A 24,197-nucleotide genomic window follows, 5' to 3' on the forward strand; every position below is an offset into this window, starting at 1 on the left:
CGCTTGACGGGCCTGCAGTCAGACGTTCTACTGGGAAAATCGATAGCAACGCACCGCTACGATGTCCCTCCTGGCTGCTACTGCGGTCGGGAGGGACACGCGCTCAGGGGGCACCGCGTGGACCAGCGGCTACTGCTCATGCACCAGATGATGCTCGGCGACGCGCCCCGGCTGCGAGCGTACGACCGGGCGTTGGAGGCGGCCATCAACCCCGGCGACGTCGTGGTGGACGTGGGCGCGGGGCTGCTCGCGCTCTCGCTGCTGGCCCTGCGGCACGGCGCCGAGCACGTGTACGCCGTCGAAGCGGACCCGGCCACCGCCGCGACGGCTGCTCGCCTCATCGAGGCGAACGACCTCAAGGGACGGCTCACCCTGGTCACCGGGGACGCCCGTACGGTTCGGCTGCCCCGCAAGGCTGACGTGCTGGTGTCCGAGATGATGGGCAACCTCGGCCCCGAGGAGGAGATGGCCGAGGTGCTGCACGTGATCGCCCGTCGACACCTGCGTCCCGACGGCCGGGTGGTGCCCTGGCGGTTGCGGACCTGGCTAGCCGGGGCCGAGATCGTTGACGAGGGCTGGGGGCTGTGGGGCACCGACTTCTTCGGCTACCGCCTCGACCCGGTGCAGGAACTCGTGGCATCCACCTCCCAACTGCACTTCTTTCAACGCCCGCCGAGGCTGTTGACCGAGCCGACGGTGGTGCTCGACCAGACACTCGGCGGCCGCGCACCGTCCCGCCAGCGGCTGCGCCAGCGGCTCCCGGTCACTGCGCCGGGGCGGCTGCACGCCGTGCTCGGCTACTTCACCGCCGACTTCACCGACGACGTGGAACTGTCGAACTTTCCGTCGTACCCCGGCTGCAACTGGGGGGTCTGGGTGTGGCCACTGCGGCACACCGATGTCGCTGAGAGCGACGAACTGTCCGTCGCCCTGCGCCGCCCGCCGCGGCGCGATGTCCGCGCCGTCACCGAGTGGCGCCTGGATTGCGGCCTGTCCCGGCAGAGGAGGTCCTGATGCCCTTCGCGGTGGGTACCGTCCGCGACATTCCCGTTCGTGGTGCTCTCAAGCTCTGCGGCCTGACCTGGTCCGCGGAGTACCTCTGGTTCTCCGAGGCGGTCTCCAGCAAGATCGCCTCGCTGGATCCGATCAGCGGCAAGGTCGTCCGCCGGCTCGACTGCCCCGGCGTGCGTACCGACCTGACCACCATCGGCGGGCGGCTGCTGCAGGTCGCCGGGGACGATCGTGTGCTGCGGCTGGTCGACCCCGAGGCCGGCGAGTTGCTCGGCGAGTTCGCCAACCCGCGTCCCGGTAACGTGCTGTGCGGGTTGGAGGCGACCCGGCACGGGCTCTGGCTGGGCTACGAGGATCTGCGCCAGGTTGACCTGCGCGACCCGGAGGACTTCGGCCTGATCGACACCTTCCGGGTCCGGCAACCGATCGCCGGTCTGACCGTCTCCGACAGCTATCTCGTCTACGCGGACCACAAGGCGGCCACGATCAACCTCTACGACGTCGTGGCCCGCCGCGAGGTGGCCGCCTACTCGGTCGCGGGCAACCCCACTGGCATCACCTGGGACGGCCGTCGGATCTGGTACTGCGACTTCGCCACCCTGCAGCTCCGGGCGATCGAGGTGCCGGGCATCACGAAGGAGTGACGCCGATGGCGACCACGCGCGCTCTGCTCGCCCGCTCGACTCGGATCGGTGCGGTCGGCGCCGCTCACCTGCTGCCGGTGCTGCCCCGCGCATTGGTCAAGGCGGCACGCGGGGACCGGGAGGCGGCCCTTCGGCTCCTGTACCCCCGCCTCACCACCCTGCTGATGCGGCTGGGACCCACCTTCGTCAAGGCTGGGCAGGTGCTCGGCACCCGGCGCGACGTGCTGCCCGCCGCGTTCTGCGACGCGCTGTCGGTGCTCCAAGACCGGGTTGACCCGATGACTCCCGAGCAGACCAGCCGGGCGCTGGTCGAGGCGTACGGCAGCCAGACGCCGGCGGAGTTCGCCGAGATCGACCCGGTGCCGGTGGCCAGCGGTAGCGTCGCCTGCGTCTACCGCGGACGGCTGCTCGACGGCGCCGAGGTGGCACTCAAGCTGCGCCGGCCCGGCATCGCCTCGACGATGGCCCTCGACCTCGCGCTGATGCGGCGCGGTGCCCGGATGATGGCCAGGCTGCCGATGCTGCGTGGTGTCCCGGTCGAGGAGGTGGTGGAGAACATGTGCGGCGCGGTGTTCGGCCAACTCGACTTCACCCGCGAGGCGGAGAACCTGCGCCGGCTCAAGACCAACCTGGCCGTGGTGCCGCGGGTCCGGGTGCCCAGGGTGCGGGTGGATGCCTGCCGGCCACGTTGCCTGGTCATGGAGTTCATTCCCGACCTGGACGTGGACGTGGCGCGGTCGATGTCGGCCGCCGTGCGTAAGCGGTTTGCCGCCTCCGCGATGACCGCGATCTACCACATGCTCTTCGTGGACGGTTTCGTCCACTGCGACATGCATCCGGGCAACCTGTACTTCACCAGCGGCGCCCAGGTGGTCGTCCTCGACGCCGGGTTCAGCGTGCAGCTCACCGAGGAGCTGCGCCGGCTGTTCGCGGAGTTCTTCATGAACATGTCGACCGGGCGTGGCCGGTACTGCGCCGAGATCGTGGTGCGCAGCGGCACCGGCCTGCGACCGGACGCGGACGTGCAGACCTTCCTGGCACGGATGGCCGACCTGGTGCGGCGCAGCCACGGGTTGCCGGCGCGGGAGTTCAGCCTGATCGCCTTCGCCGCCGAGATGTTCGACCTGCAACGCCGCTACGGCGTGCACGCCGCGCCGGAACTCATCTTCCCGCTGCTCTCGCTGCTGGTGATCGAGGGAACAGTACGCGAACTCGACCCTGAACTCGACTTCCAGGAGCTGGCCAAGCCGGTGCTCATGCGCGGGCTCTTCGGTCGGCGCACCGCCGCCTGAATCTGTCCGTACGGTCGGTTGAGCGTGGCCGCTCGCTTCGAGCGGGTGCCCCCACCTGCGCAAACAGCCAACTAAAATATACGATAGCGCAATGGCATCAACTGGCGTCGCCGGTAAGCGCTCCTACCACCAATACTGCGGGCTCGCGTCCGCCCTCGACGTGCTGGGCGAGCGCTGGACGCTACTGATCATCCGTGAGTTGCTGATGGGGCCCCGGCGCTACGGCGAGCTGCTGGCAGACCTGCCCGGCATCGGCACGAACCTGCTCGCCGACCGGCTCAAGTTCCTGGTCGACTCGGGTGTGCTGCGGCAGGTTGACGTTCAGGGCGCCGGGGGTCGGCTCTCGTACGAGCTGACCCCGACCGGGCAGGCGCTGCGGCCGATGGTGCTCGGGCTGGCCCACTGGGGTCTGGAGTTCGCGGGCGACCTGAGCCCAGCCGACACCGTCCGACCGCACTGGGGCTTCCTCGCCGTGGAGGCGATGTTCCAGTGGGACAAGGTCTCCCCGATCGACGAGAGCTACCAGTTCCAGGTCGACGACGAGGTCTTCCGCATCGACATCGCCGACGGGGTGCCGACAGTGGCCAAGGGGCCGACCGAGGATCCGGCCATGACGGCGACCACCGACGCGGCCACTTTCGTCCGGATCGGCGCCGGCCGGGTCACGCCACTGCTGGCCATGGTCGGGGGCAAGCTCAAGCTGGAGGGCGACATCGACGCCGTGTTGCGCTGCTGCGAGTTGCTCGGCCTGGACTCCGGTGTGACCCCCGCCGCCCAGGTGGTCTTCGGGCGCTGAGGCGCGGCCGGGGATGACGGGACCAGATCACTATATTATTCTGAACCAGCCTCGGCGTTCGTCGGGGCCCGTCGTCGTCCGGTACGCCGCATCCGTGTGGCACCTCTTCGTGAGCGCGATCGTCCCACGGGACGGTCGGTCAGCCCTTTCCGTCGCCCGAGCGCCTGTGGCGTCCGTCCGCGATCCGGGCCGGCCCGCGCGGCAGGTCCACCGGCACTGACGACCGGCCGTCCAGCGACAGGAGCCGGCATGACGGACACGATGCGACACGACCCGGGCACGCTACCCACGGCGGTACGGGAAGATTTTCCCCTGCTGGCCTGCCGTGCCGGCGACCTCGTCGCCTATTTGGACAACGCCGCCACCACCCAGAAGCCCCGCGTCGTGCTGGACGCGATGACCGACTACTACACCAGGGCGAACAGCAACGTCGGCCGCGGCTACCACCGGCTCGGCCTGGAGTCCACCGAGCGATACGAGCAGGCGCGGGAGACCGTCGGACGGGCGATCGGCGCGGCCGATCCGGAGGAGGTGCTGTTCACCGCCGGTACAACCGCCGCCGTCAACCTCGTCGCGGACACCGCCGGTCGGCGGGTGGCCGGACCGGGCCGGCGGGTGGTGGTGACCGGTATGGAACACAACAGCAACCTGCTGCCCTGGCGCAGGCTCTGTGACCGTACGGGGGCCACCCTGACGGTGGTGCCCGCCGGCCCCGACGGTCGGATCGCCGCCGACCGGCTCGCCGCCGCACTCGGCCCGGACACCGTCCTGGTGGCGGTCAACCACGTCTCCAACGTGCTCGGCACCGTCAACCCGGTACGGGAGATGACCGCTGTGGCCCGCCGCGCCGGCGCGCTGGTGGTGATCGACGGCGCTCAAGCCGTTCCGCACCGATCGGTCGACGTACGCGAATTGGACGCTGACTTCTACTGCTTCTCGGGACACAAGGCGTACGGGCCGATGGGGGTGGGCGTGCTCCACGGCCGCCGGGAACTGCTCGCCGAGCTGCCCCCGTACCAGGTTGGTGGCGGCACCGTGAAGGGCGTCGCGGCCGACCAGCCGGTCCGCTATCTCGACGGGCCGGCCCGGTGGGAGGCCGGTACCCCGCATGTGGCCGGCGCGGTGGGCCTGGCCGCCGCCCTGGAGTACCTGCGCGGCCTCGGCCGGGACGCGATCCGCCGGCACGACCAGGCGCTGGTCAGGCACGCCGTCGAGGTGTTCGCCGCGATCGACCGGGTGCGAGTGGTCGGTGACCCGGCTGCCGACCCGAGCGGGATCGTCTCCTTCGTCGTCGAGGGCATCCACCCGTACGACGTCGGCGCGCACCTGGACCGGCACGGGGTGGCGGTGCGCTGCGGCGTGCACTGCGCCAGCACCTTCCTCGACGAGTTGGGGCTGCTCGGCACGGTCCGGCTCTCCTTCGGCGTGTACAACACGCCGGCCGAGATTGATCTCGTCGGCGAACTGCTCGCCAGCGTCCGACCCGGGCCCTGGACCACCGACCATCCCGACGTCCGGTTCCTCTGAGCACCGCCCGGGAGGCAGCGCCATGAGGTTCGACACCCGGCTGGTGCACGTCGGCCAGCAACCCGTGCCCGGCACCGGCGACGTCGTGCCGCCCATCCATCTCAGCACCACCTACGACCGCACCGCCCAGGATCCACCGCGCTACTTCTATGCCAGGGGCGAACAGCCCAACCGGGAGGCGCTGGAGGAGTGCCTCTCGGCCCTGGAGGACGCCCGCCACGCCACCGTCTACACCAGTGGCCAGGCCGCGGCGACGACCGCACTGTCGGTGGTACCCCCGGGCCGGCTGGTGCTCGCCTCCGACGACGTCTACGGCGGCACCCACCAACTGCTCGCCGCCGCCCGCGAGCGCGGGGTGACCGTGCGGCCGGTGGACCTCGCCGACCCTGCCGAGCGGGACCGAGCGCTGACCGGGTGTGGCGCGGAGCTGGCCATGGTGTGGCTGGAGACGCCCACCAATCCGCTGCTCAAGGTCGCTGATATCGCCGAGGTGTCCCGGCTCGCGCACCGGCACGGCGCACTGGTCGTGGTGGACAACACCCTCGCCGGCCCGGTGCTGCAACGACCGCTGGCCCAGGGCGCGGACATCACCCTCTACAGCACCACCAAGTTCATCGCCGGGCACCTCGACGTCCTCGGTGGCGCCCTGGTCTACCAGGACGAGGAACTGCACCGCAGGTTCCTGGCGTACCGCACGGTGGCCGGGAACGCCCCCGGCGGGTTCGACTGCTATCTGACGCACCGGGGGCTGAAGACGCTGTCGTTACGGACCGCCCGCCAGGTGGCCAACACCCAGGCGATCGTGGCGGCGCTGCTGGCCGAACCGCGCGTCGCCCAGGTCAGCTATCCGGGGCTGCCCACGCACCCCCAGCACGCGGTCGCGGCCCGGCAGATGGCCGCGCCCGGCGCGTTGGCCAGCTTCGAGTACCGCGGCGACCCGGCCAAGCTGCTCGACGGGGTACGGCTCTTCACCGCCGCGGTCAGTCTTGGCGGGGTCCGTTCTCTGATCGAGTGCCCGGCGTTGATGACCCACCGCCCGGTGCCGCCCGAGGTGCGCCGACGGCTCGGGTTGACCGACCGGCTGATCCGGATCTCGCCCGGCATCGAGGATCCGGCCGACCTCGTCGAGGACCTGCTCACCGCGCTGCGCGACAGCGCCTGATCCGCTCCCCGGCACCCCTTGCCCCCGCAAAGGAGGAGACATGTCCGGATTCATGACCGGCGGCCCCCCGGTGGTACTCGACGGCGGGCTCGCCACCGAGCTGCAGCGCGCCGGGATGGCGTACCAGGCCCCGTGGTGGGGAACCGCGGCGCTGCTGGCGGACAGCCGGCGACGTGTGCTGCGCGAAGTCCACGAGCGGTTCCTGACCACCGGGGCGCAGGTGCTCACCGCGAACACCCTGCGCTGCAACCTGCGGGCACTGCGCCGTGTCGGACTGGAGGACGCCGGGCTCGGCTGGATGGTGCACGCCGCCGTCGGCGTCGCACTCGCCGCCCGCAACGCGGCCGGCGCACCGGGCACCCTGATCGCCGCCTCGATGGCTCCGGTGGAGGACTGCTACCGGCCCGACCTGGTACCGACCGACGACGAACTGCGCGAGGAGCACCGCTGGCTCGCCGTGGAGCTGGTCCGCGCCGGGGTGGAGTTGGTGCTGGTGGAGACCATGAACACCGTCCGCGAGGCGCGGATCGCGGTGCAGCAGGTGCGGGAGGTCGGTACCCGCGCCTGGGTCGGCTTCGTCTGCGACGAGCAGGGTCGGCTCCTGTCCGGGGAGTCCCTGGTGGACGCCGCTGGTGCGGTGCGCGCGGCCGGCGCCGAGGTGGTGCTGGTGAACTGCACCGCTCCGGCGGCGACCGAGCGGTGCCTGCGGGTGCTGCGGGATGCCGACGACGGCGCGATCGGCGCGTACCCGAACGTGGAGGACCGCCGCGCCGGTGGGCCGGCACCGTACCCGCTGCTCGATCCGGGCGAGTTCGGCGACCTGGTCGCGGGCTGGGCGGTGGAGTACCAGCTCGCGGTGGCCGGGGGGTGCTGCGGCGCGTCGCCGGAGCACATCGGCGCTCTGGCGGCATGCCTGAACACCCCGGTGGCGGCTGTCGACTGACGCCGCCAGCGGGTCCGCGGGCCCGGCGCGGGCCGGGTCGGCCAACGAAGGGAGAACGAGACGGTGAGCGGCTCGACGACCGCACCGCCCGTCGAGGTGGTGCGCAGCCTGCCCGGACCGGCCGGCTACATGTGTGGCCTGACCTGGGACGGTACCTGGCTCTGGCACTCCGACCAGGACGCTGCGCGGATCTTCGCGATCGACCCGGCGGACGGCACGGTGCGCCGGTCCTTCGCCTACCCAGACGTGCGGGCCGATCTGGGGTACGCGCACGGCACACTGTGTCAGATCGGTGGCCGGCCGAAGCGGATCCTGCTGATCGACCCGGCCAGCGGTGAGACCGTCGGCGCGAAGCCGGTGCGTCCCTCCAACGGCCGGGTGACCGGCATGGAGACGGGGCCGGAGGGGGTCTGGCTCTGCCTGCGCGCGCCGGCGGTGATCCAGCTGCGGGACTTCGAGACCATGACGGTCCAGCGGGAACACCCGGTCCGGGGAGCGCCCTCGGGTCTCACCTACGCCGACGGCCACGTGCTCTACGCCGAGTTCGAGGACGGCCTGCTGCACGCGGTCGATGCGGAGTCGGGGCAACTGCTCTCCACGGTTCGGGTGCCGGGGCACCCGACCGGCCTGGCCTGGGACGACGAGGTGATCTGGTACTGCGATTTCGCCGACCGTCGGTTCAAGGCGGTACGGCTGCCGGACGTGCTCGACGGTTGACCGCTTCGGTGGGGGCGGCCCGGCGCCCCCACCGAAGCGGCGCCGGAGTCAGGGCACCCGGTCGCGGGGCTCGAACTGTTCCTGTCGGTGGTCGCGGCCACCGCCGGCCTCGACGGATTACTTGAGAATTATATGGTAAATTTCCTGGCGGGTGCCAGCTCCAGACAGGAGGGACGCCATGCATGTCAGCGTGACCGACGACCCCGCGACCGCGACTGCCTCCCGCACCGGCGGGCCACCCACCCCGGCCGATCACCTGCGTACCGCCTCGTTCAAGGAACTGCGGTCGCTGTTCGCGATGGAGCCTGACGCGGTCCACCTCAACACCGGCACCATCGGCGTGATGCCGTACGAGGTGCTGGAGGTCAACGACCAGGTGACCCGGGAGTGGAACGGCGGAATACGTAACGTCTATCCGCCCGGCATGTACCCCGAGCACCGCGCCGCCATCGGCCGGGCGTTCGGCGTCGACCAGGATGAGATGGTGATCTGCCACAACGCCACCGAGGGAGTGGCCCGGGTCATCAACGGGCTCGACCTGCACGAGGGCGACGAGGTCATCACCACCAGCCACGAGTGCTACTCGGTGCTGTCCAACTTCAACCTGTTGCGCAACCGGCACCAGATCTCCCTTACCGTGTTGACCCTGCCGGTCGGCCCGGACGTTACCGCCGAAGAGATCGTTGACATGTTCGACCGGGCGATCACCCCGCGGACCAAGGTGCTGGCGTTCGCGGCGATCACCCTCTTCACCGGCACCCGGATGCCCGTACGCCAGCTCTGCGACCTGGCCCAGCGGCACGGTCTGACCACCGTGGTTGACGGCGCGCTGCTGCCCGGCATGTTCGACACTGACCTGCGGGCGCTCGGGCCTGACTTCGTCACCTGCTCCGGATCCAAGTTCCAGTGCGGACCGCTCGGCACCGGGCTGCTCTACGCCCGCAACAAGGTTCACCCCGAGCACAACCCGCTGCCACTGCCGGCCTTCTGGCCGATCATCTCCACCTGGTACCCGATGATGGGCAGCCCGCCGCCGCGCACCACCACTCGGGTGGAGAGCTACAACATGGGCGACTACCTGCAGAGTGCGGGCAGCGCCAGCATCGCCCGGGGCGCCGCGCTGGCAAAGGCGTGCGAGCTGTGGGATCGGATCGGCCGGGACCGGATCGAGCGGCACGCCGTGGCGCTCGGCGACCACACCCGAGCCCGGATCGCCGAGCGGTTCGGTGTCGAATCGCTGTACTCTCCGGTCACCGACGCCCGGCTGACCGCGCCGGTGGTGGCCTTCAACCCGTTCCCCGACCCGGCCGACGGGTGGAACATCACCAAGTTCGCCCGCCTCGTTGACGAGTTGGAGAGCCGACACCGGATCTGGACCCGGTGGACCGAGTTCGACATCGCAGGGTCGCCGCACCAGCACTACGCCGCCCGGATCTGCACCCACCTCTACAACACCGCCGAGGAGGTCGACCTCGCCGTTGACGCGATCGCGGACCTGGTGCGGGAGCTGTCATGACCGTCGCCCCGTACCGGCCGGAGTCCACTGGCGCCGTCCCGCGCCGCCGCGGCGGTGTACTGCGGGTTCTCGCCCCCACCGACGCCGCCCCACTCGACCCCAGCTGCGCCCCGGTGTCGGCGGCCGCGTTTGTCCGGCTGCACACCCGGCAGTTGGTCACCTGGCAGGTCGCGCGGGACGTACGCGACTGGCAAGCCGTCACCCCGGTGCCCGACCTGGCCCTGGAGGTTCCCTCGACGTGGAACGCCGGGCTCGGTGCCAGCCACCGTAGTTACGTGTTCCACCTGCGACCAGACGCGCGCTGGGACACCCCCGACATGCGCCGGGTCACCGCGCACGACGTGGTCCGTGGCTTCAAACGGATGTGCAACCCGGTGCGGCCGTCGCCGTCGCTGGCCTACTTCACCAGCACGGTGCGCGGCATGGCCGCCTTCGCCACCGCGTGGGCGGCGGAGGCCCGACAGCGGGCCGGGGACGCCAGGACACTTGCCGAGTACCAGAACCTGCACGCGATTCCCGGCGTCTTCGCGCTCGACGACGAGACGCTGGTCATCGAGCTGGCCCGGCCGGCGCTGGACTTCGTGCAGATGCTCGCCCTGCCCGCCGCGTCCGCGGTGCCCACAGAACACGACGCGTTCGTCCCGGGTAGCCCTGATGCGGCCACCCACCTGCGGGCCAACGGCCCCTACCGGATCCGGCGACACCGGCCCGGGGAGTGGGTCGAGCTGGTCCGCAACCCGGCCTGGGAGCCGGCCGCCGATCCGTACCGGCGGGCCGAGGCCGACCGGGTGGAGTTGCGCCTGAGCGACGGCGTCGGCCGGCTCGACCTCGGTTCAGCCACCGAGGTGTCCTGCGCGCCTGCCGTCGGCGGGTTGCCGACCGCCGAACCGATCGATGGCGACGGCGGGCTCGGCTGGGTGCTCGACCCGTACCTCGTGCTCAACCTGCGCGACCCGATCTGGGTCGAACCGCAGGTACGGCAGTCGGCGGCGATTGCCGTGGACAAGGCCGCGGTGGCGGCCCTGTTCCGGCGCCACCAGCCCGGTGTGCCGGTACGGGTGGCCGGCTCGCTGATCCCGCCCGGCAACGTGGGACACGGCGCGACCGACCCGTACCCCACCCCGCACGGCGTCGGCGACCCGGCGCGGGCCCATGACCTGCTGGCCTCGGTGTGCCACGCCGACGGGCCACCGCTGATCCTGATCCACCCCAACTCCGGCCTCGGCCCGGAGGTGGCCCACGCCTGCGCCCTGAGCCTGACCCGGGCCGGCCTGCCCACCCGACCGGTGGGGCTCCCCGACGCTGCGTACGCCGAGGCGCTACGCCGGCCCGCCGCAGTCGGCGGGTGGCAGCTCGCAGTGGCGTCCCGGGTGCCCGACTGGCTGGACCAGAACGGGCGGGTCTTCGTGCAGGCGATGCTGCAGGCGACCCCGGTGCCCGGTGGAGCCAACCACGGCGGCTACGCCTCGCCGGAGGTGGACGCCCTCATCGAGCGGGCGCTGGACGCGGCGGAGCCGTGGCGGGCCGAAGCCGCCTGGCAGGCCGCGGCGGAACGCGCACTCGTCGACGTTGCGGTGGTACCGATCCTGCACCGGGCGCCCGTCAGCGCCCCGAGGCGACCGGACGGGGTCGACGGGGTGCGACCGCTACCACCGCAGGGGTACGCCGTGGACCTGACCGTGGTCCGCCCGGAGGTGAACCGGTGAACCCCCTCGTGCGCGACTACCTGCTGATTGGTCTACGGCTGGGGCGGCTGGTGGACGGCCTGGTGGACTGTTACTACGGCGACCCGACGCTGCGCGACCAGGTCGCCGCCGAACCGTCCGTCGATCCTCGGGACCTGTCCCGCCAGGCCACGCGGACACTTGCCGCGCTGCCCGCAAGTTACCTCGATCGGCCCCGCCGCCAGCACCTCACCGCCCAGCTCGCCGCGCTGCGCGCGGTGGCCGATCGGGTCGCCGGCACCCCGGTGTCGTTCCGAGACGAGGTGCGCGCCTACTTCGATGTCGAGGTGACCCGAACTCCGCAGGAGCGCTACGCGGCCGTACATGACGAGATGGAATCGCTACTGCCCGGACCGGGGCCGCTCGTCAACCGGGTGGAAGAGTTCTATCGGCGCAACACAGTCCCTCCGGAACTACTGCAGCGCTGCGTACAGGCCGTCTCCGACGCGGTGCGGGAGCGGACCAGGGACCGGTTCGACCTGCCGGAGAGCGAACGCGTCGAGTACACCGTGGTCCGGGACGCGCCGTGGAATGCCTACAACCGCTACCTGGGCGACTTCCGCTCCGCCGTGGCCCTGAACGCCGCGAGCGGCCGGTCGGTGGCCGCACTGCCGATCATCGTGACGCACGAGTCATACCCCGGGCACCACACCGAGCACTGCCTCAAGGAGGCCAGCCTGGTCCGGGGCGGTGGCCAGGACGAGCACACCATCGCCCTGGTCAACACGCCCCGGTGCCTGGTCGTCGAGGGCATGGCTGAAGCGGCGGTGGACGCGGTACTCGGCCCTGGCTGGGGCGAGTGGACCGCCCGCATCCTCGCCGGCGAGGGGGTCCACGTCGAAGGCGAGCGGGTCGAACGGATGCGTGGTCTGGTCCTGCGTCTCCTGCCGGCACGGGTGGACGCCGCCCTGCTCCTGCACGACGAGGGCGGCAGCCGGGAGGAGGCGCTGGCGTACCTGCGGCGCTGGATGCTCCTGCCGCCCGAACGTGCCGAGCAGATGATTCGGTTCCTCGCCGACCCGCTCTGGGGCGCCTACTCGGTCACCTACTCCGAGGGGGGCAGGCTGGTTGACGCCTGGCTGGCCGCTCGCGATCCGGGCACCAGTCTCACCGACCGATTCACCGCGCTGCTGCGGGAGCCGCTGCTCCCCGCGCAGTTGCGGGCGGACGTGGCCGAGGCCAGCCGCATTCCCCTCTGAGCGACAGACCCGGCATCGGCAGTGGCGATCAGAACAGCGAAAGGTGTGTGTTGATGAACGGTGGCCAGCCTCGGTACGGGGGAACACTACGGCTCTACGGCCCGGGCAGCATGGATCACCTGGATCCCGCCTGCGCCTACTACATGCTCGGCGGGCAGGTCATCAGACTCTTCGCGCGCCAGCTCTTCACCTACCGGCCGGTGACCGACCTCCGCGACCCGTCGGCTATCACGCCCGTGCCCGACGTCGCCGAGGCGGTACCGACCCTCGACAACGGCGGCATCAGCGCCGACCACACCCGCTACACCATCCGGCTGCGCCCCGGCGTGTACTGGGACACCGTACCGCCCCGCGAGGTGACCGCCGGCGACTTCGTACGCGGCTTCAAGCGGATGGCCAACCCGGTGCTGCGGGCCGGCGCGATCGGCTACTACACCAGCACCATCCAGGGGCTGGCCCGGTACTGCGACGAGTACGCCGCCGCCATCACCTCGGCCGAACCGGCCGCCGTCGAGGTGGCTTCCTTTCAGAACAGCCACGAGATCTCCGGCGTCCGGGCCGTCAACGACCGGACACTTGTCTTCGACCTGATCCGCCCGGCGGTGGACTTCCTGCACATCCTGGCGCTGCACTGCGCCTCCGCCGCCCCAGTCGAGTACGACGAGGTGCTGCCGGACAGTACGGAGTTCCGTCGCCGGGTGCGCTCCAACGGGCCGTACCGGGTGACCCACTACGCGCACGGCGAATCGGTGCGGCTGGACCGGAACCCGGTGTGGCGCAAGGAGTCCGACCCGGTGCGCCAGCAGTACCTGGACGGGGTCGAGGTGTGCATGGAGGTCGCCACCCCGCAGCAGGTCGGAGGGATGATCTCCTCCGGTCGTGCCGACCTGTCCTGGGCCTCACCGATCACCGAGCCCTATGACGTGCCGCCCACCGATCCCGGCAACGACCTCGGCTACGCGCTCAATCCCTACCTCGTGTTCAACACGCTCAGCCCGAACGCCGAGCGGGCGATGAGCAAGCTCAAGGTGCGCCAGGCCATCGCGTACGCCATCAACAAGGCGGCGATCGCCGATATCTACCACGACCTCGAGGCGGGGACGGTGATGCTGCCCGGGCACACGGCGATTCCGCCGGGCAATGACGGACACGTCGACTTCAACCTGTATCCGACACCTGGTGACCGGGGCGACCCGGAGCGCTGCCGGGCGCTGCTGGCGGAGGCGGGCTACCCCGACGGGCTCACCCTCACCGCCGTGCACCGGGACGTGGACGCCAACCCGGAGGTGGCCCGTTCCTACGCCAGCGACCTGGAGAAGTGCGGCATCAACGTCCGCCTGGTAGCGCTAGGTCACGCGGGGTACTACCAGTTCCTCCGTGACCCGGCGAACGCCCGGGCCGGAGCCTGGGACATCTCCGCGCCCTCCTGGACGCCGGACTGGTTCGGACCGAACGGACGCACCTACGTCCAACCGATGTTCCAGACCAACCTGTCCCGAGGCACCAGCAACTACGGCGGGTACAGCAACCCGGAGGTCGACCGGCTGATCGAGGATGCCCTCGGCGCCACCGACCGGGCCCGCGCCACCGAGCTGTGGCATCAGGTCGACCTGCGGGTCATGCAGGACGCCGCGATTGTGCCGATCCTCGTGCACGCCCCGACGATCCCGCACCGCAAGGGCCGGCGGGTCCGCAACGCGATCGCCATGCCGACAGTCGACCGCTGGTTCGACCTGTCGAACCTCTGGCTGGAGGAGCCCCAATGACCGTAGGAGGAACACCGAGGGTCGTCGCGCAGACCTCCGATGCGGCCGGGCCGTCGGGGGGTGGGACCCTCACCCTGGTCGGCGCGGGCGACGTCGACCACCTCGACCCGGCGCTGGCGTACCACACGGTGACCCGGGGGATCATCCGCGCGTACACTCGGCAGCTGGTCACGTACCCGGCCACCCGCGACCACCGGCGCGCCGGCGACCTGGTGCCGGACCTGGCCGTGGCGGCAAACGCGCCGTACGACACCGAGGGCCGGTGCTACCGGTTCACCCTGCGCGACGGGCTGCTCTGGGACCTGCCCGACGGCCCCCGGCCGTTGACCGCCGCCGACGTCGTACGCGGGATCAAGCGACTCGCCCACCCGATGGCACCCAGTCCCGGCCTGCCCTACTACCTGACCACCGTCGAAGGGCTGGCCGCATTCCGCGACGACCTGCTCACCCTGCCCTGCCAGCTCGACCTGGTGGCACCCTACCTGGAGGCCGCCGAGGTGCCGGGGCTGCGCGTGCTCGACGACCGGACGCTGGAGCTGATCACCCGCCGACCCACACCGGACTTCCTCAACATCCTGGCGTTGCCGTTCGCCTCCCCAGCACCGGAGGAGTACCTCTGGTGCGTGCCCGGCAGCCCCGAGCTGAACCAGCGGATCGGCTCCATCGGACCGTACCGGATCACCCGCTACGAGCCGGAGCAGCGGATCACCCTGGAGCGTAGCCGGACGTGGGACGCCGCCACCGACCCGGTCCGAGCGGCCCACGTCGACCGCATCGAGGTGCGGCAGGGGCTGGACGAGAAGACCTGCCACGACATGGTGATCGCCGGTGACGCCGACATGATGTGGGACATCCAGCCGCTGACCGAGCGGCTGCCGGAAATGTTCGCGGCCGAGGATCCCCGGTTGGAGGTCTGTCCGGCCGGACTGTTCAGCCCGTATCTGGTGATCAATATGCTCAGCCCCAACGAGGGCGGGGCACTGGCCCACCGGGAGGTCCGAAAGGCGTTGCAGTACGCCATTGACAAGACCACCGTCGCCGAGATCTGGGGTGGGCCGCGACTCAACGACATCGCCGAGCAGATCCTGCCGCCGCTGTGTCGCGCGTACCAGCCGTTCGCCCCGTATGCGGCCAACGGTGGCACCGGCGACCCCGACCGGGCCCGCCGTTTGCTTACCGAGGCCGGCTACCCGGACGGGCTCACGCTGAAGTTGGTCTACCGTGACCGGGACATCCACCCGGAGACCGCGCGGGTGGTCCGGGCGGCGTGTGCCCGCGCCGGGATCACCCTCGACCTGATACCGGCCAGCATCACCGAGCTGTTCGGCACGTACCTCGGCCGGGCCGACGGGGCTCGCGAGGGCCGGTGGGACGTGGCGCTCTCCGGCTGGGAGCCGGACTGGCACGGCAACAACGCCCGGGTCTACCTCCAAGCCCTCTTCAACAGCTTCGGCGTCTCCGAGAACGACGACTGGGGTTCGAACTTCGGCCACTACCACAATCCTGCGGTCAACCAGCAGATCGACATCGCGCTGAGCTGCGCCGACGAGGCGACCGCCAACGAGCACTGGCGGGCTGCGGAGCGGGAGGTGCTGCGCGACTGCGCGGTCGTGCCGATCCTCTTCGCCCATCAGTACTGGCTGCGCGGACACCGGGTGCGCAACTGGCTGCCCTACCCGGTGCTCAACGGCGACCTGACCAACCTGTGGCTGGGGGAGGACTGACGCTCGGCGCCTTGAGGCGCATCTTCCGGGAGCATCGATGACAGGCGACAACCAAGGGCGCACCGCACGCCTCGGGGCGCTGGCCCAGTCCCACGCAGACCGTGTGGCGACGTGCGAAGGCCTGCCCGCCGTCCGGCTGGACCGGCTGGCCGCCGAGCGGCTGCGCATCGACGAGGACTTCTGCCGGGAGGTGGCGGACTGCTACGACGCCGCTCCGATGGTGACCGACCCGGCCGGCACGGCCCGCGGATACGCCCGGCTGGCCGAGGAGAATCTGCGCCAGTTCCGGCTCATCGGCGATGCGGGGATCCGGGTGCTGCCGTGGACCGGCCCAGGGCAGCCGTACCGGGACTCGCAGGATCTCGTCGCGCGGGTCCGATCCCGCAGCCTGCTCCACGTCTTCCTCACCCGTCACGGGCACGGACCGGACGGTGCGGGCGGTGAGCATCCGCTGCGCGCCCGCGCCGGAGTCCGGGCCGGCGGCGAGGAGTTGCTGCACAACGACATCTTCCGGGCGGTGCACGACGTCTTCGGACACGTTCTCTTCGGCAACACCTTCGGGCCGCACGGCGAGTTCCGGGCCACCCGCTGCCACCTGGCGATGTACCCGGCCGACCTGCATCCGCTGGTCTTCGCCGAACAGGTGGGTCAGCTCTGCTGGTTCTTCAACGGCCCGCACCTGCGCCGTCCGGACGGGACGCTGCCCCGACGCGGCGAGCCCGGACACCTGCCGCCGGCCCTGCGTCCGTACCCGCCGCAGAAGCAGTTCGCCTACGACCGGTGCACCCTCGACCGGTTCGCCGCTCTGTTCGAGCCGCCGGCCGCCTGAGTGCCGTCGCCGTCTCAAGTCGCCGGGCTGACCGCCGACATGAGGAAGTCGGGCACGCGCAGTGGCGGCATCACCATGCGTGTGAAGTAGTCACCCCACTCCCGGGGCAGCGCCGGTTCCGGCCGGCCGACCTCGGTGGCACGGGCCAGCAGCGACAGCGGGCTCTCGTTGAACCGGAAGTTGTGCACCGGGCCGACGATCGTGCCCTCCTCCACCAGGTGCACGCCGTCGCGGGTGAGACCGGTCAGCAGCAGCGACGCCGGATCGACGTCGCGCAAATACCATAGCGAGGTGAGCAGCAGACCGCGCCGGGTGGAGCGGATCATCTCGGGCAGCGACGGCCCGTCCGGCCCGCCCTCCAGCACCAGATTGTCCACCATCGGCGTGAACGGGCTGCCGGTCCGCGCAGCGGTGTGTCGGGTCTGCACCAACGCGGTCAGCACACCCTCGTCGATCCAGCGGGTCGGTCGCAGCGGCAGTCCGCTGTCGACCGCGGAGGTGAGGTCGTCGGTGCTCCGGCTGAGGGTGAACGGCGCGCAGGGCAGCATCGGGTCGTCCGGGTCACTGCGCAGCGTCAACGGCAGCGCGGTCAGGCGTTCGCCGATCGGCAGTCGCCCGTCCGGGCGGCTGAAGGCGGTCCGCCCGTCCAGGGCGCCGCGCGCCCCTGCGGCGAGATAGAGGTGCAGCATCAGGTCGGCCACACAGCTTGGGGTGAGCAGCACCTCGTAGCGCCCCGGAGGTAGCTCGACCCGACGACCGAACCGCCCCAGTGTCGCGGACAGCTCTCCGGTGAGTGCCAGAACATCCAGTTTGGACAAATCCGGTGCGGTGACGCCGGCCCAGGTCGAAGCGCCGGCTTCGTCCCGCATGCTCACGTCGAACAGGCCACTGGACTGGAGGTGCCGCAGACGGACACCCGTCGAAGCGGCGAGATAGGTGGTGACCACCCGGTGCTCGGTGTAGCCGTACAGCTGTCGCCGTCCGGCCGCCGCGAAGGCTTCCCGAAGGCCGGGCAGCACGTCGCGGAACGCGTCGACCGAGGTACTGCCGGGCGGTTCCGCCCAGGACGGTGTCTGCCAGGGCGTCGGTAGCGAAGCGGCGTCTGCGGCCGGTGGTGCGTTCCGGGCCGCCCGCTCGGCGGCGCGGACCAGGTCAGGCAGGGCGTCACCGAGCGCCCCACCGTGGCCGACCAGGCCGACGTGCGTCCGGGCGGCGCTCTGTCGCACCGCCACCGCGGTCATCCGTCTGGCCCGGACGCTGCCGTTGGTGGTCAACGCGTTGCCCGCCCAGCGCAACTGCGCGACGGCAGTCTCGTCAGCGATCAGCAGCAGCTCGTCGGCGTCCCGCCGGTGCCGTAGCGCCGCTTCGAGGTCATCCTGTATTCCGCTCACCCGTCCCACCCTCCGGTGTCGACGACGTCGATGCCGTGAAACACCGCGGCGGGGCAGCCATGGCTGGCGGCGCTGGCCTGAACCGGTTGCCCCTTGCCGCACATGTCGGCACCGGAGAGCAGCCAGGTACCTTCTCCACCCAGCCCGCAGAGCAACGACCAGAACTTGGTGGTCTCAGCCTGGTAGGCGGCGCGGGACACCTGCCCGGTCAGTCGGCCGTTGCGGATGCGGTGCCAGCGTTGCGCGGTGAACTGGAACTGCCGGCGGCGCATGTCGATCGACCAGCTGTCGGAGCCGGCCAGATAGAAGCCGTCGGTCACGCCGGCGATCAGGGCCGCGGTGTCCGGCCCGTCGGTCGCCGGGCGCAGCGACACGTTCGGCATCCGGGCCATGGGTGTGTGGCTGTACGACTCGGCGTACGCGCAGCCGGAGGAGCGCGCCAGTCCGGCTCGCGCGGCGGAGGCTCGGTCGTGCTGGAAGCCGACCAGGACTCCCTTCTCGAGCAGCGGCCAGGACTGCGCCGCCACCCCCTCGTCGTCGAACCCGACGGTGGCCAGCCCGTGCTCGGTCGTTCGGTCGGCGTCGACGGTCATCAGTGGGGACCCGAACCGGAGCCGGCCGAGGGATTCGGGCGTGGCGAAGGTGCCGCCCGCGTACGACATCTCCTGTCCCACGGCCCGGTCGTATTCGGTGGCGTGCCCGACCGACTCGTGGATGGTGAGCCAGAGCTGCGACGGGTCGATGACGAGGTCGTACCGCCCGGACCGTACCGGCGGGGCCTGCACCTTCTCGGCCAGGTGCGCCGGCAGCCCGGCGAGTTCGCCGGCCCAGTCCCAGCCCTCGCCGTGCAGGTACTCCCAGCCGCGAGCCACCGGTGGGCCGACCGTCCGCAGCGTCTGTGTGCCGCCGTCGCGGGGATGCCGACCCACCACCAGCACCTGCGGATGCACCCGGACGCGCTGCTGGGTGACGCTGGTTCCCCCGAGGTCGGCGTAGTACGTGTTCTCCTGGGTGGCGGTAACGCGGGCCTGCACCTGCGCGACCGACTCGTGCCCGAGTAGCCCGGCGCACCAGTGGCTCAGCAATTCCACCCGTTCGCTCTCCGGCACCTGGAACGGGTTGATCCGGTGCGGCGAGGCCCAGGTCACCGCCGCGTGTGTCGGTTCGGGTGCGAGCGCGAGGGGTGTGCCCCCGACGTCCGCGCAGGCCCGCGCCAGCGCCATGGCCTCGTCACAGGCGCGCACCGCCGCCTCCGGTGTGAGTTCCGGCGCGGCGGCGAAGCCCCAAGCGCCGCGGTGCAGCACCCGAACCGCCAGGCCGAGGTCGATCTCCTCCTCGCTGGCCCGCAGCGCACCGTCGTGCACGACGGTGCGTCCGGAGCGGACCCGCTGCACCCGCAGCGCGGCGTACCGCGCACCCTGCTCACGAGCCCGGGACAGGGCGGCTTCGGTCAGCCTGGCCAGTGGGAGGGCGAGGAATGACTCGTCGAGCTCGTCGGGCACACGCGCCTCCCGGTCGCCGGCGTGCCGCCATCGCCCGGCGGCATGGCGACCCGGTGTTGCGCACCGACCCTAGTGCGCGGTGCAGGAAATAGACAGGCGCTGCGGCGCGGCCGAGCAGCCGACCAGCGCTGGGGCGTCGGAACAGAGCAACTGGGAAGAAGCCCACGGGCATCGTCACCCGCGGGCGAGCTGTTTTGACGCTCGCCGACGCTGTCGACATACCCCTGGTACGCCGACAGGGCGAGGCATCGGCGGCTCCGCGTGGCGCGTCGGCGTCCTCTGCGCTGGCGCCGTCTAACGACGACGGCGCACTAACTTGATCTTTAACCTGTGCGGCGTGGCCTCGGGTTATTGGAAGTCTTCGTTTTCGTCGTGCCGTCTGTCAGTTTTGTGCTGGTGGCGGCGGTGACGATGTGGACGTCGTGGCGGGCTGCTGGGTGGCGGGGGCGTAGTCCGGGTGGTCGGCCGGGTCGACGCGCGCCGGGCAGTCGCGAGGGGCCGATGGGGAAGCCCCCACGCCAGCGTCCCCCGCCCTGCCCGCCCGCGCGTCTCCGGTGACCTCCAGGCTCAGCACTGGTCGGGCGCACGCTGGGAGCCGACGCTGGAGCTGCTCCACACCTGGCAGCGCCGGCGTTGGGTGTTCATCGAAGGGACCAAGGTCATCGCGCTGCCGGTACGGCACCCGCCTTCGGCGTACCGCACACCGCCCACCGCGAGCAGTCCCCGTCGGCCCCGGACGGCGGCGTCGGCCGTGCTGGCGACGCCGACGGTTCGCACCTGATCCGACCGGCGTGGCACCGGTGCGTCCGGTCGGCGTGACAGGATGCGATTGCTCCGATTCAGTGGACAGAGTGGGGTCCGTGCCGGCCGTGGTGGCCGGTGTTGTCCCGACCACACAGAGGGTGAGGTGCCTGCGCCCATGGCCGACCCAGAGCCGCCGACTGACTCTGCCGAGCGTCCGCCGTCCTGCGGCGACATCGTCGGCCTGCTGGCCGAGCCGGCCCGGCGCACGACGTTTGCCGCGCTCGTGCTAGGTTCGCGCACCCTGGTGTCGGTGTCCGAGCAGACCGGGCTGACCCCGAAGGCTACTGCGGTCGCCCTCCGGCGGCTGGTGGACGGAAAGGTCGTTGCCGAGGACCGGGCGACCAACACGTACGCCTTGGTGGACGACGCCTTCCGACGCGCGGTCCAGGCCGAGGTCATGGTCGCCGGACGGGGCGGCGGGGACGGCGCGGGAGCCTACTTCCGCCGTGGCCGGATCACCACCATTCCCGGCGACGCCGAGGTTCGTGCCCGGGTGCTGGCAGTGGTCGCCGATACCTTCAGTCCCGGTGAGGTCTATCCCGAGCCCCGGGTTAACGCTCTCTGTGGCGAGTGGTTCGACGACTGGGTGACCCTGCGTCGTGCCCTCGTTGACGAGGGGCTGCTCAAGCGCAACCAGGCCGGCACCGCCTACGAGCGAGCCTGACCCGTGCCCGGCGTCGTCGTAACCTCCGTCCCCGACGCCAGGCCCGCGGACGTGGTCGCCCTCACGTTAGGCGGCGAGGATGTCGGCGACGATGCAGGTGATGTTGTCCGGCGCGCCGGCGGCGTAGGCGAGGTCGATCAGCCGTTGTGCTGTGGGTTCGGGGTCACCGGATTCGGTGAGGGCGGTGTGCAGGTCGCTTCGGCTGACGACGGCGGACAGGCCGTCGGAGCAGAGTAGGTAGCGGTCACCGGCCAGGGCGGTGCGCAGCGCCAGGTCGGCTTCGACGGGCTGGCTGCCACCACCGAGCGCGCGGGTGAGTAGGGCGCGCTGCGGGTGGGTGGCGGCCTCCTGGGGGCTGAGCTTGCCGTATTCGACCTGGCTCTGTACCCAGGTGTGGTCCTGGGTGAGCTGCGCGAGTTCACCGCCGCGTAGTAGGTAGGCACGGGTGTCGCCGATGTGTACCAGGGCTAGTTGTGTGCCGCGACGCAGTAGCGCGGTCAGGGTGGTGGCCGGCTGGTTGTCGTCGGTGCTGGTGGCGTGCACCGCGCGATCGACGTCGTCGATGGTTGCGGCCAGCATGGCAAGCAGGTCAACGGCGGGCCGGTCGCTCAGCTCGAGTGCTTTGAGCGCGTTGACGGCCGTGCTACTGGCGGTGGCGCCGGCGCCCCGGGTGCCGTCGGCGACGGCCAGCAGCCGGTCACTGGCGTAGGCGACGTCCTCGTTGCTGTTGCGCCCGGTGCCCTGGTCGCAGCGGACGGCGTAGCGGATGGCCGGGGTGGGGCTGGTTGCGGACATGGTGACGCCCTTCTGGGACAGGTGTGTGACGAGGCGGGCGACGTGGTGTGCGCGGGTCGCGGTGTCGGCGGTGACCTGCTGCCAGTAGTCGGTGACCGCTCGGGCCGCCGCGTCCGGCTCCAGGTCGCACACGATACGGATGTCGGCCAGTGGCATGCCGATGCGGCGTAACTGGGCGATCAGCCGCGCGTGCGCCAACTGCTCCGGGTCGTAGAACCGGTAGCCGGACTCGGGATCGACCGCCGCGGGCGGTAGCAGCCCCACCTCGTCGTACAGGCGCAACGCCTTCGGGGTCAGCCGCGCCGCCCGGGCGAACGCGCCGATCGTCAGCAGCTCCACGGTGTCATCCTCCTCGTGCCGGCCGGGTGGCCGGCACGGACCACGGTGCTGCTTGCCCAAGGGGCAAGGTCAAGGGGCGAGTGGGGCCTGCCCGGCGGCAGCGTGCCGGGCCAGTGGCGGGGCAGGTATAGCTGGCGGTACGTGGATCGCCGGCATCCCCGCGTGGAACTGGTCGACCACTAATGTAATAATGAAAACCGTTGTCGTTACCGTTTTCGACACGCCTCGCGGCGTGCGAGCCGAAGATCTGCTGGCCCGGCCGGCCGACGGTGACATCACCAGATATCACCGCGCGGGCACGCGGTGTGAAAGGGGAGGTATGAATGCGACGGTGCGGGCTCGCGGCTTTGCGGCCCTACTAGCCGGGGCGGTGGTCGTTGGCCTTGTGGCAGCGCCTGTCGCTGCGTCGGCAGCGGAGAAGGTGGTGCTGTCCAAGGGGCACGCCGACGCGATCGACGTGCGCTACAGCGACGGCAGTCTGTCGTTGAAGGTCAACGACGACACGGTCAGCCCAGCCGTGGTCCGGGATCCGGCGGATGTCACGTTCCAGGTCCTGCCGGAGGCGGCGATGGCCGTTCCGGACGATCCCCGGTTCGCCTTCCTCGGCCCGGCGGGTAGCCAGATCTGGCTGCTGCCGATGACCCAGGACCCGGATCTGCTCTGGCCGGGTTGGAACACCACGACTCTCGAGTCCGATGTGTTCGAGGACGACACGGTGCGACTGAGCCTGGTCGAGGTGCAGGGGCCGGGTAGCGTCACGCTCTTCACCCAGGACTCGTTCGGTGGTCCGATTATCAAATTCCGCGGCGACGATGGACTCCCGGACGCAATTGACGTGCCAGTATCCACCCACGCGCACTCCAACTGGGCGTTCAGCGCGTTGGGCGACTACACGCTGACGTTCCAGGTCGAGGCGACGCTGACCGGCGGCACCACGATCAGCACCGGACCGGTGGACTATTCGTTCCTCGTCGGCGAACTGCCCGGTGACGGCTCGGAGGTCAGCCTGTCGGTCAGCGGCATGGCCGATGAGTACCAGCCCAACGACACCGTCACGCTCACCGCGGTGCAGACGCCGCAGACCGAGCTACATTCCTACCACTGGTTCAGCAGGTGTCCGGGTGCGACGGACTGGACGATGATCCCGGGGGAGGCGGGTGCCAGCTACTCGTTCACTGCGACCCGGGAGCTGAATGCCTGCGAGTATGTGGCCACGCTCTACGACGACGATGACATGGTGTCGGCCGTCAGCGAGCCGGTGATTCTCTGGGTGGCGTTCGCGCCCGCGGAGCCGGGGAACTCGCAGACGATCACCGCGTCGATCGAGGAGACCCAGGGCTCGCTGGTCATCAGCGTTGACCCGGACGACCGGGCGGTGGTGCTGCCACCCGCCCAGCTCAACAGCGCCGGTGACCGATGGGAGAGCAGCGGTGAGCTCCGGCCGGTCACGGTGACCGACACCCGCGCCGGTCAGCCTGGCTGGAGCGCATCCGGGCAGATCCCGGATGACTTCGCCGGGCCCGACGGCTCCTCCTTCAGCGCCGGCTACCTCGGCTGGATCCCCCGGGTCCTGACTCAGGGCGCCGGGCAGGGGGTCGTGGCCGGCCCCGAGGTGGCACCGTACGTCGTCGGCAGCGGCGGCGGCCTCGGCAGCAGCGCGGTGCTGGGTTCGGCGCCGAACGACGCCGGGCGAGGCACTGCCGAACTGGGTGCCGGGCTGCGGCTAAGCCTGCCCACCGAGACGGCCGCGGGAACCTACACCGCGACCCTCACCCTTACCGCGATCTGAGGGTGGCGGCCGGTCCGAGGGCCGGCACTGACCTCAGGGCCCCGGACAGCCGCGGGGTGGGCG

20 protein-coding genes are annotated in these 24,197 nt (G+C 71.0%); 16 read left to right on the forward strand and 4 right to left on the reverse strand.

Annotated elements, in window-relative coordinates:
* Window positions 1–117 precede the first annotated feature (117 nt).
* The 14 genes from AC1UKG_RS13840 to AC1UKG_RS13905 all read left to right on the forward strand — a co-directional run bounded on the left by AC1UKG_RS13840 (window position 118) and on the right by AC1UKG_RS13905 (window position 16,850).
* Window positions 118–1,014 carry a 50S ribosomal protein L11 methyltransferase gene (locus AC1UKG_RS13840; protein WP_018745868.1) on the forward strand — a complete coding sequence of 299 codons (897 nt, stop codon included), beginning with the start codon at window positions 118–120 and terminating at the stop codon, window positions 1,012–1,014.
* The gene (locus AC1UKG_RS13845; RefSeq protein WP_018745869.1) at window positions 1,014–1,655 is read left to right on the forward strand and encodes a hypothetical protein; all 642 of its coding nucleotides are present in this window, start codon (window positions 1,014–1,016) and stop codon (window positions 1,653–1,655) included. Before AC1UKG_RS13840 ends, AC1UKG_RS13845 begins: the two co-directional genes overlap by 1 nt.
* A gap of 5 nt (window positions 1,656–1,660) precedes the next feature.
* A complete protein-coding gene (locus AC1UKG_RS13850; RefSeq protein ID WP_018745870.1) occupies window positions 1,661–2,947 on the forward strand; it encodes an AarF/UbiB family protein in 1,287 nt (428 codons plus the stop codon).
* Window positions 2,948–3,038: 91 nt separating this feature from the next.
* Window positions 3,039–3,743 carry a winged helix-turn-helix transcriptional regulator gene (locus AC1UKG_RS13855; protein ID WP_018745871.1) on the forward strand — a complete coding sequence of 235 codons (705 nt, stop codon included), beginning with the start codon at window positions 3,039–3,041 and terminating at the stop codon, window positions 3,741–3,743.
* Window positions 3,744–3,992: 249 nt separating this feature from the next.
* Complete coding sequence (locus AC1UKG_RS13860) at window positions 3,993–5,270, forward strand: cysteine desulfurase (protein WP_018745872.1); 1,278 nt, start codon at window positions 3,993–3,995, stop codon at window positions 5,268–5,270.
* Window positions 5,271–5,292: 22 nt separating this feature from the next.
* Complete coding sequence (locus AC1UKG_RS13865; protein ID WP_029124187.1) at window positions 5,293–6,432, forward strand: trans-sulfuration enzyme family protein; 1,140 nt, start codon at window positions 5,293–5,295, stop codon at window positions 6,430–6,432.
* Window positions 6,433–6,472: 40 nt separating this feature from the next.
* Window positions 6,473–7,375, forward strand: a complete 903-nt coding sequence (locus AC1UKG_RS13870; protein WP_018815302.1) for a homocysteine S-methyltransferase family protein — start codon at window positions 6,473–6,475, stop codon at window positions 7,373–7,375.
* Window positions 7,376–7,438: 63 nt separating this feature from the next.
* Complete coding sequence (locus AC1UKG_RS13875) at window positions 7,439–8,092, forward strand: hypothetical protein (RefSeq protein WP_018815303.1); 654 nt, start codon at window positions 7,439–7,441, stop codon at window positions 8,090–8,092.
* Between the two features lie 178 nt (window positions 8,093–8,270).
* Window positions 8,271–9,608, forward strand: coding sequence for an aminotransferase class V-fold PLP-dependent enzyme (locus AC1UKG_RS13880; protein ID WP_482642164.1), 1,338 nt, complete (start codon window positions 8,271–8,273; stop codon window positions 9,606–9,608).
* Complete coding sequence (locus tag AC1UKG_RS13885) at window positions 9,605–11,314, forward strand: ABC transporter substrate-binding protein (protein ID WP_482642163.1); 1,710 nt, start codon at window positions 9,605–9,607, stop codon at window positions 11,312–11,314. The genes AC1UKG_RS13880 and AC1UKG_RS13885 overlap by 4 nt, the downstream gene beginning before the upstream one ends.
* Complete coding sequence (locus AC1UKG_RS13890; protein ID WP_482642162.1) at window positions 11,311–12,531, forward strand: DUF885 domain-containing protein; 1,221 nt, start codon at window positions 11,311–11,313, stop codon at window positions 12,529–12,531. Before AC1UKG_RS13885 ends, AC1UKG_RS13890 begins: the two co-directional genes overlap by 4 nt.
* Window positions 12,532–12,584: 53 nt before the next feature.
* Complete coding sequence (locus tag AC1UKG_RS13895) at window positions 12,585–14,297, forward strand: ABC transporter substrate-binding protein (RefSeq protein WP_475890463.1); 1,713 nt, start codon at window positions 12,585–12,587, stop codon at window positions 14,295–14,297.
* Window positions 14,294–16,021, forward strand: coding sequence for an ABC transporter substrate-binding protein (locus AC1UKG_RS13900; protein ID WP_018745880.1), 1,728 nt, complete (start codon window positions 14,294–14,296; stop codon window positions 16,019–16,021). The genes AC1UKG_RS13895 and AC1UKG_RS13900 overlap by 4 nt, the downstream gene beginning before the upstream one ends.
* A gap of 37 nt (window positions 16,022–16,058) precedes the next feature.
* Entirely contained in the window at window positions 16,059–16,850 is a 792-nt protein-coding gene (locus AC1UKG_RS13905; RefSeq protein WP_018815306.1) for a hypothetical protein, read from the forward strand.
* Window positions 16,851–16,864: 14 nt separating this feature from the next.
* On the opposite strand, the gene AC1UKG_RS13910 is transcribed toward AC1UKG_RS13905, so the two are convergent.
* The 3 genes from AC1UKG_RS13910 to AC1UKG_RS13920 form a co-directional block, all read right to left on the reverse strand.
* On the reverse strand, window positions 16,865–18,241 hold the full coding sequence (locus AC1UKG_RS13910; RefSeq protein ID WP_482642161.1) for a metallopeptidase TldD-related protein: 1,377 nt from the start codon (window positions 18,239–18,241) through the stop codon (window positions 16,865–16,867).
* Complete coding sequence (locus tag AC1UKG_RS13915; protein WP_482642160.1) at window positions 18,238–19,743, reverse strand: TldD/PmbA family protein; 1,506 nt, start codon at window positions 19,741–19,743, stop codon at window positions 18,238–18,240. The genes AC1UKG_RS13910 and AC1UKG_RS13915 overlap by 4 nt, the downstream gene beginning before the upstream one ends.
* Before the next feature lie 567 nt (window positions 19,744–20,310).
* Window positions 20,311–20,520 (reverse strand): hypothetical protein, encoded by a 210-nt coding sequence (locus tag AC1UKG_RS13920; protein ID WP_482642159.1) that lies wholly within the window; start codon window positions 20,518–20,520, stop codon window positions 20,311–20,313.
* Window positions 20,521–20,662: 142 nt separating this feature from the next.
* On the opposite strand from AC1UKG_RS13920, the gene AC1UKG_RS13925 reads away from it, so the two are divergent.
* Complete coding sequence (locus AC1UKG_RS13925; RefSeq protein WP_018745885.1) at window positions 20,663–21,211, forward strand: DUF2087 domain-containing protein; 549 nt, start codon at window positions 20,663–20,665, stop codon at window positions 21,209–21,211.
* A 66-nt stretch (window positions 21,212–21,277) separates the two neighbouring features.
* Here the strand turns inward: AC1UKG_RS13925 and AC1UKG_RS13930 are convergent, their stop codons facing one another.
* A complete protein-coding gene (locus AC1UKG_RS13930; RefSeq protein WP_482642158.1) occupies window positions 21,278–22,345 on the reverse strand; it encodes a MerR family transcriptional regulator in 1,068 nt (355 codons plus the stop codon).
* Between the two features lie 319 nt (window positions 22,346–22,664).
* Between AC1UKG_RS13930 and AC1UKG_RS13935 the strand changes: the two genes are divergently transcribed.
* On the forward strand, window positions 22,665–24,134 hold the full coding sequence (locus tag AC1UKG_RS13935) for a choice-of-anchor M domain-containing protein (RefSeq protein ID WP_196230305.1): 1,470 nt from the start codon (window positions 22,665–22,667) through the stop codon (window positions 24,132–24,134).
* The last annotated feature ends 63 nt before the right edge of the window (window positions 24,135–24,197 follow it).

The organism is Salinispora sp. CH2A1_6 (assembly GCF_056820975.1).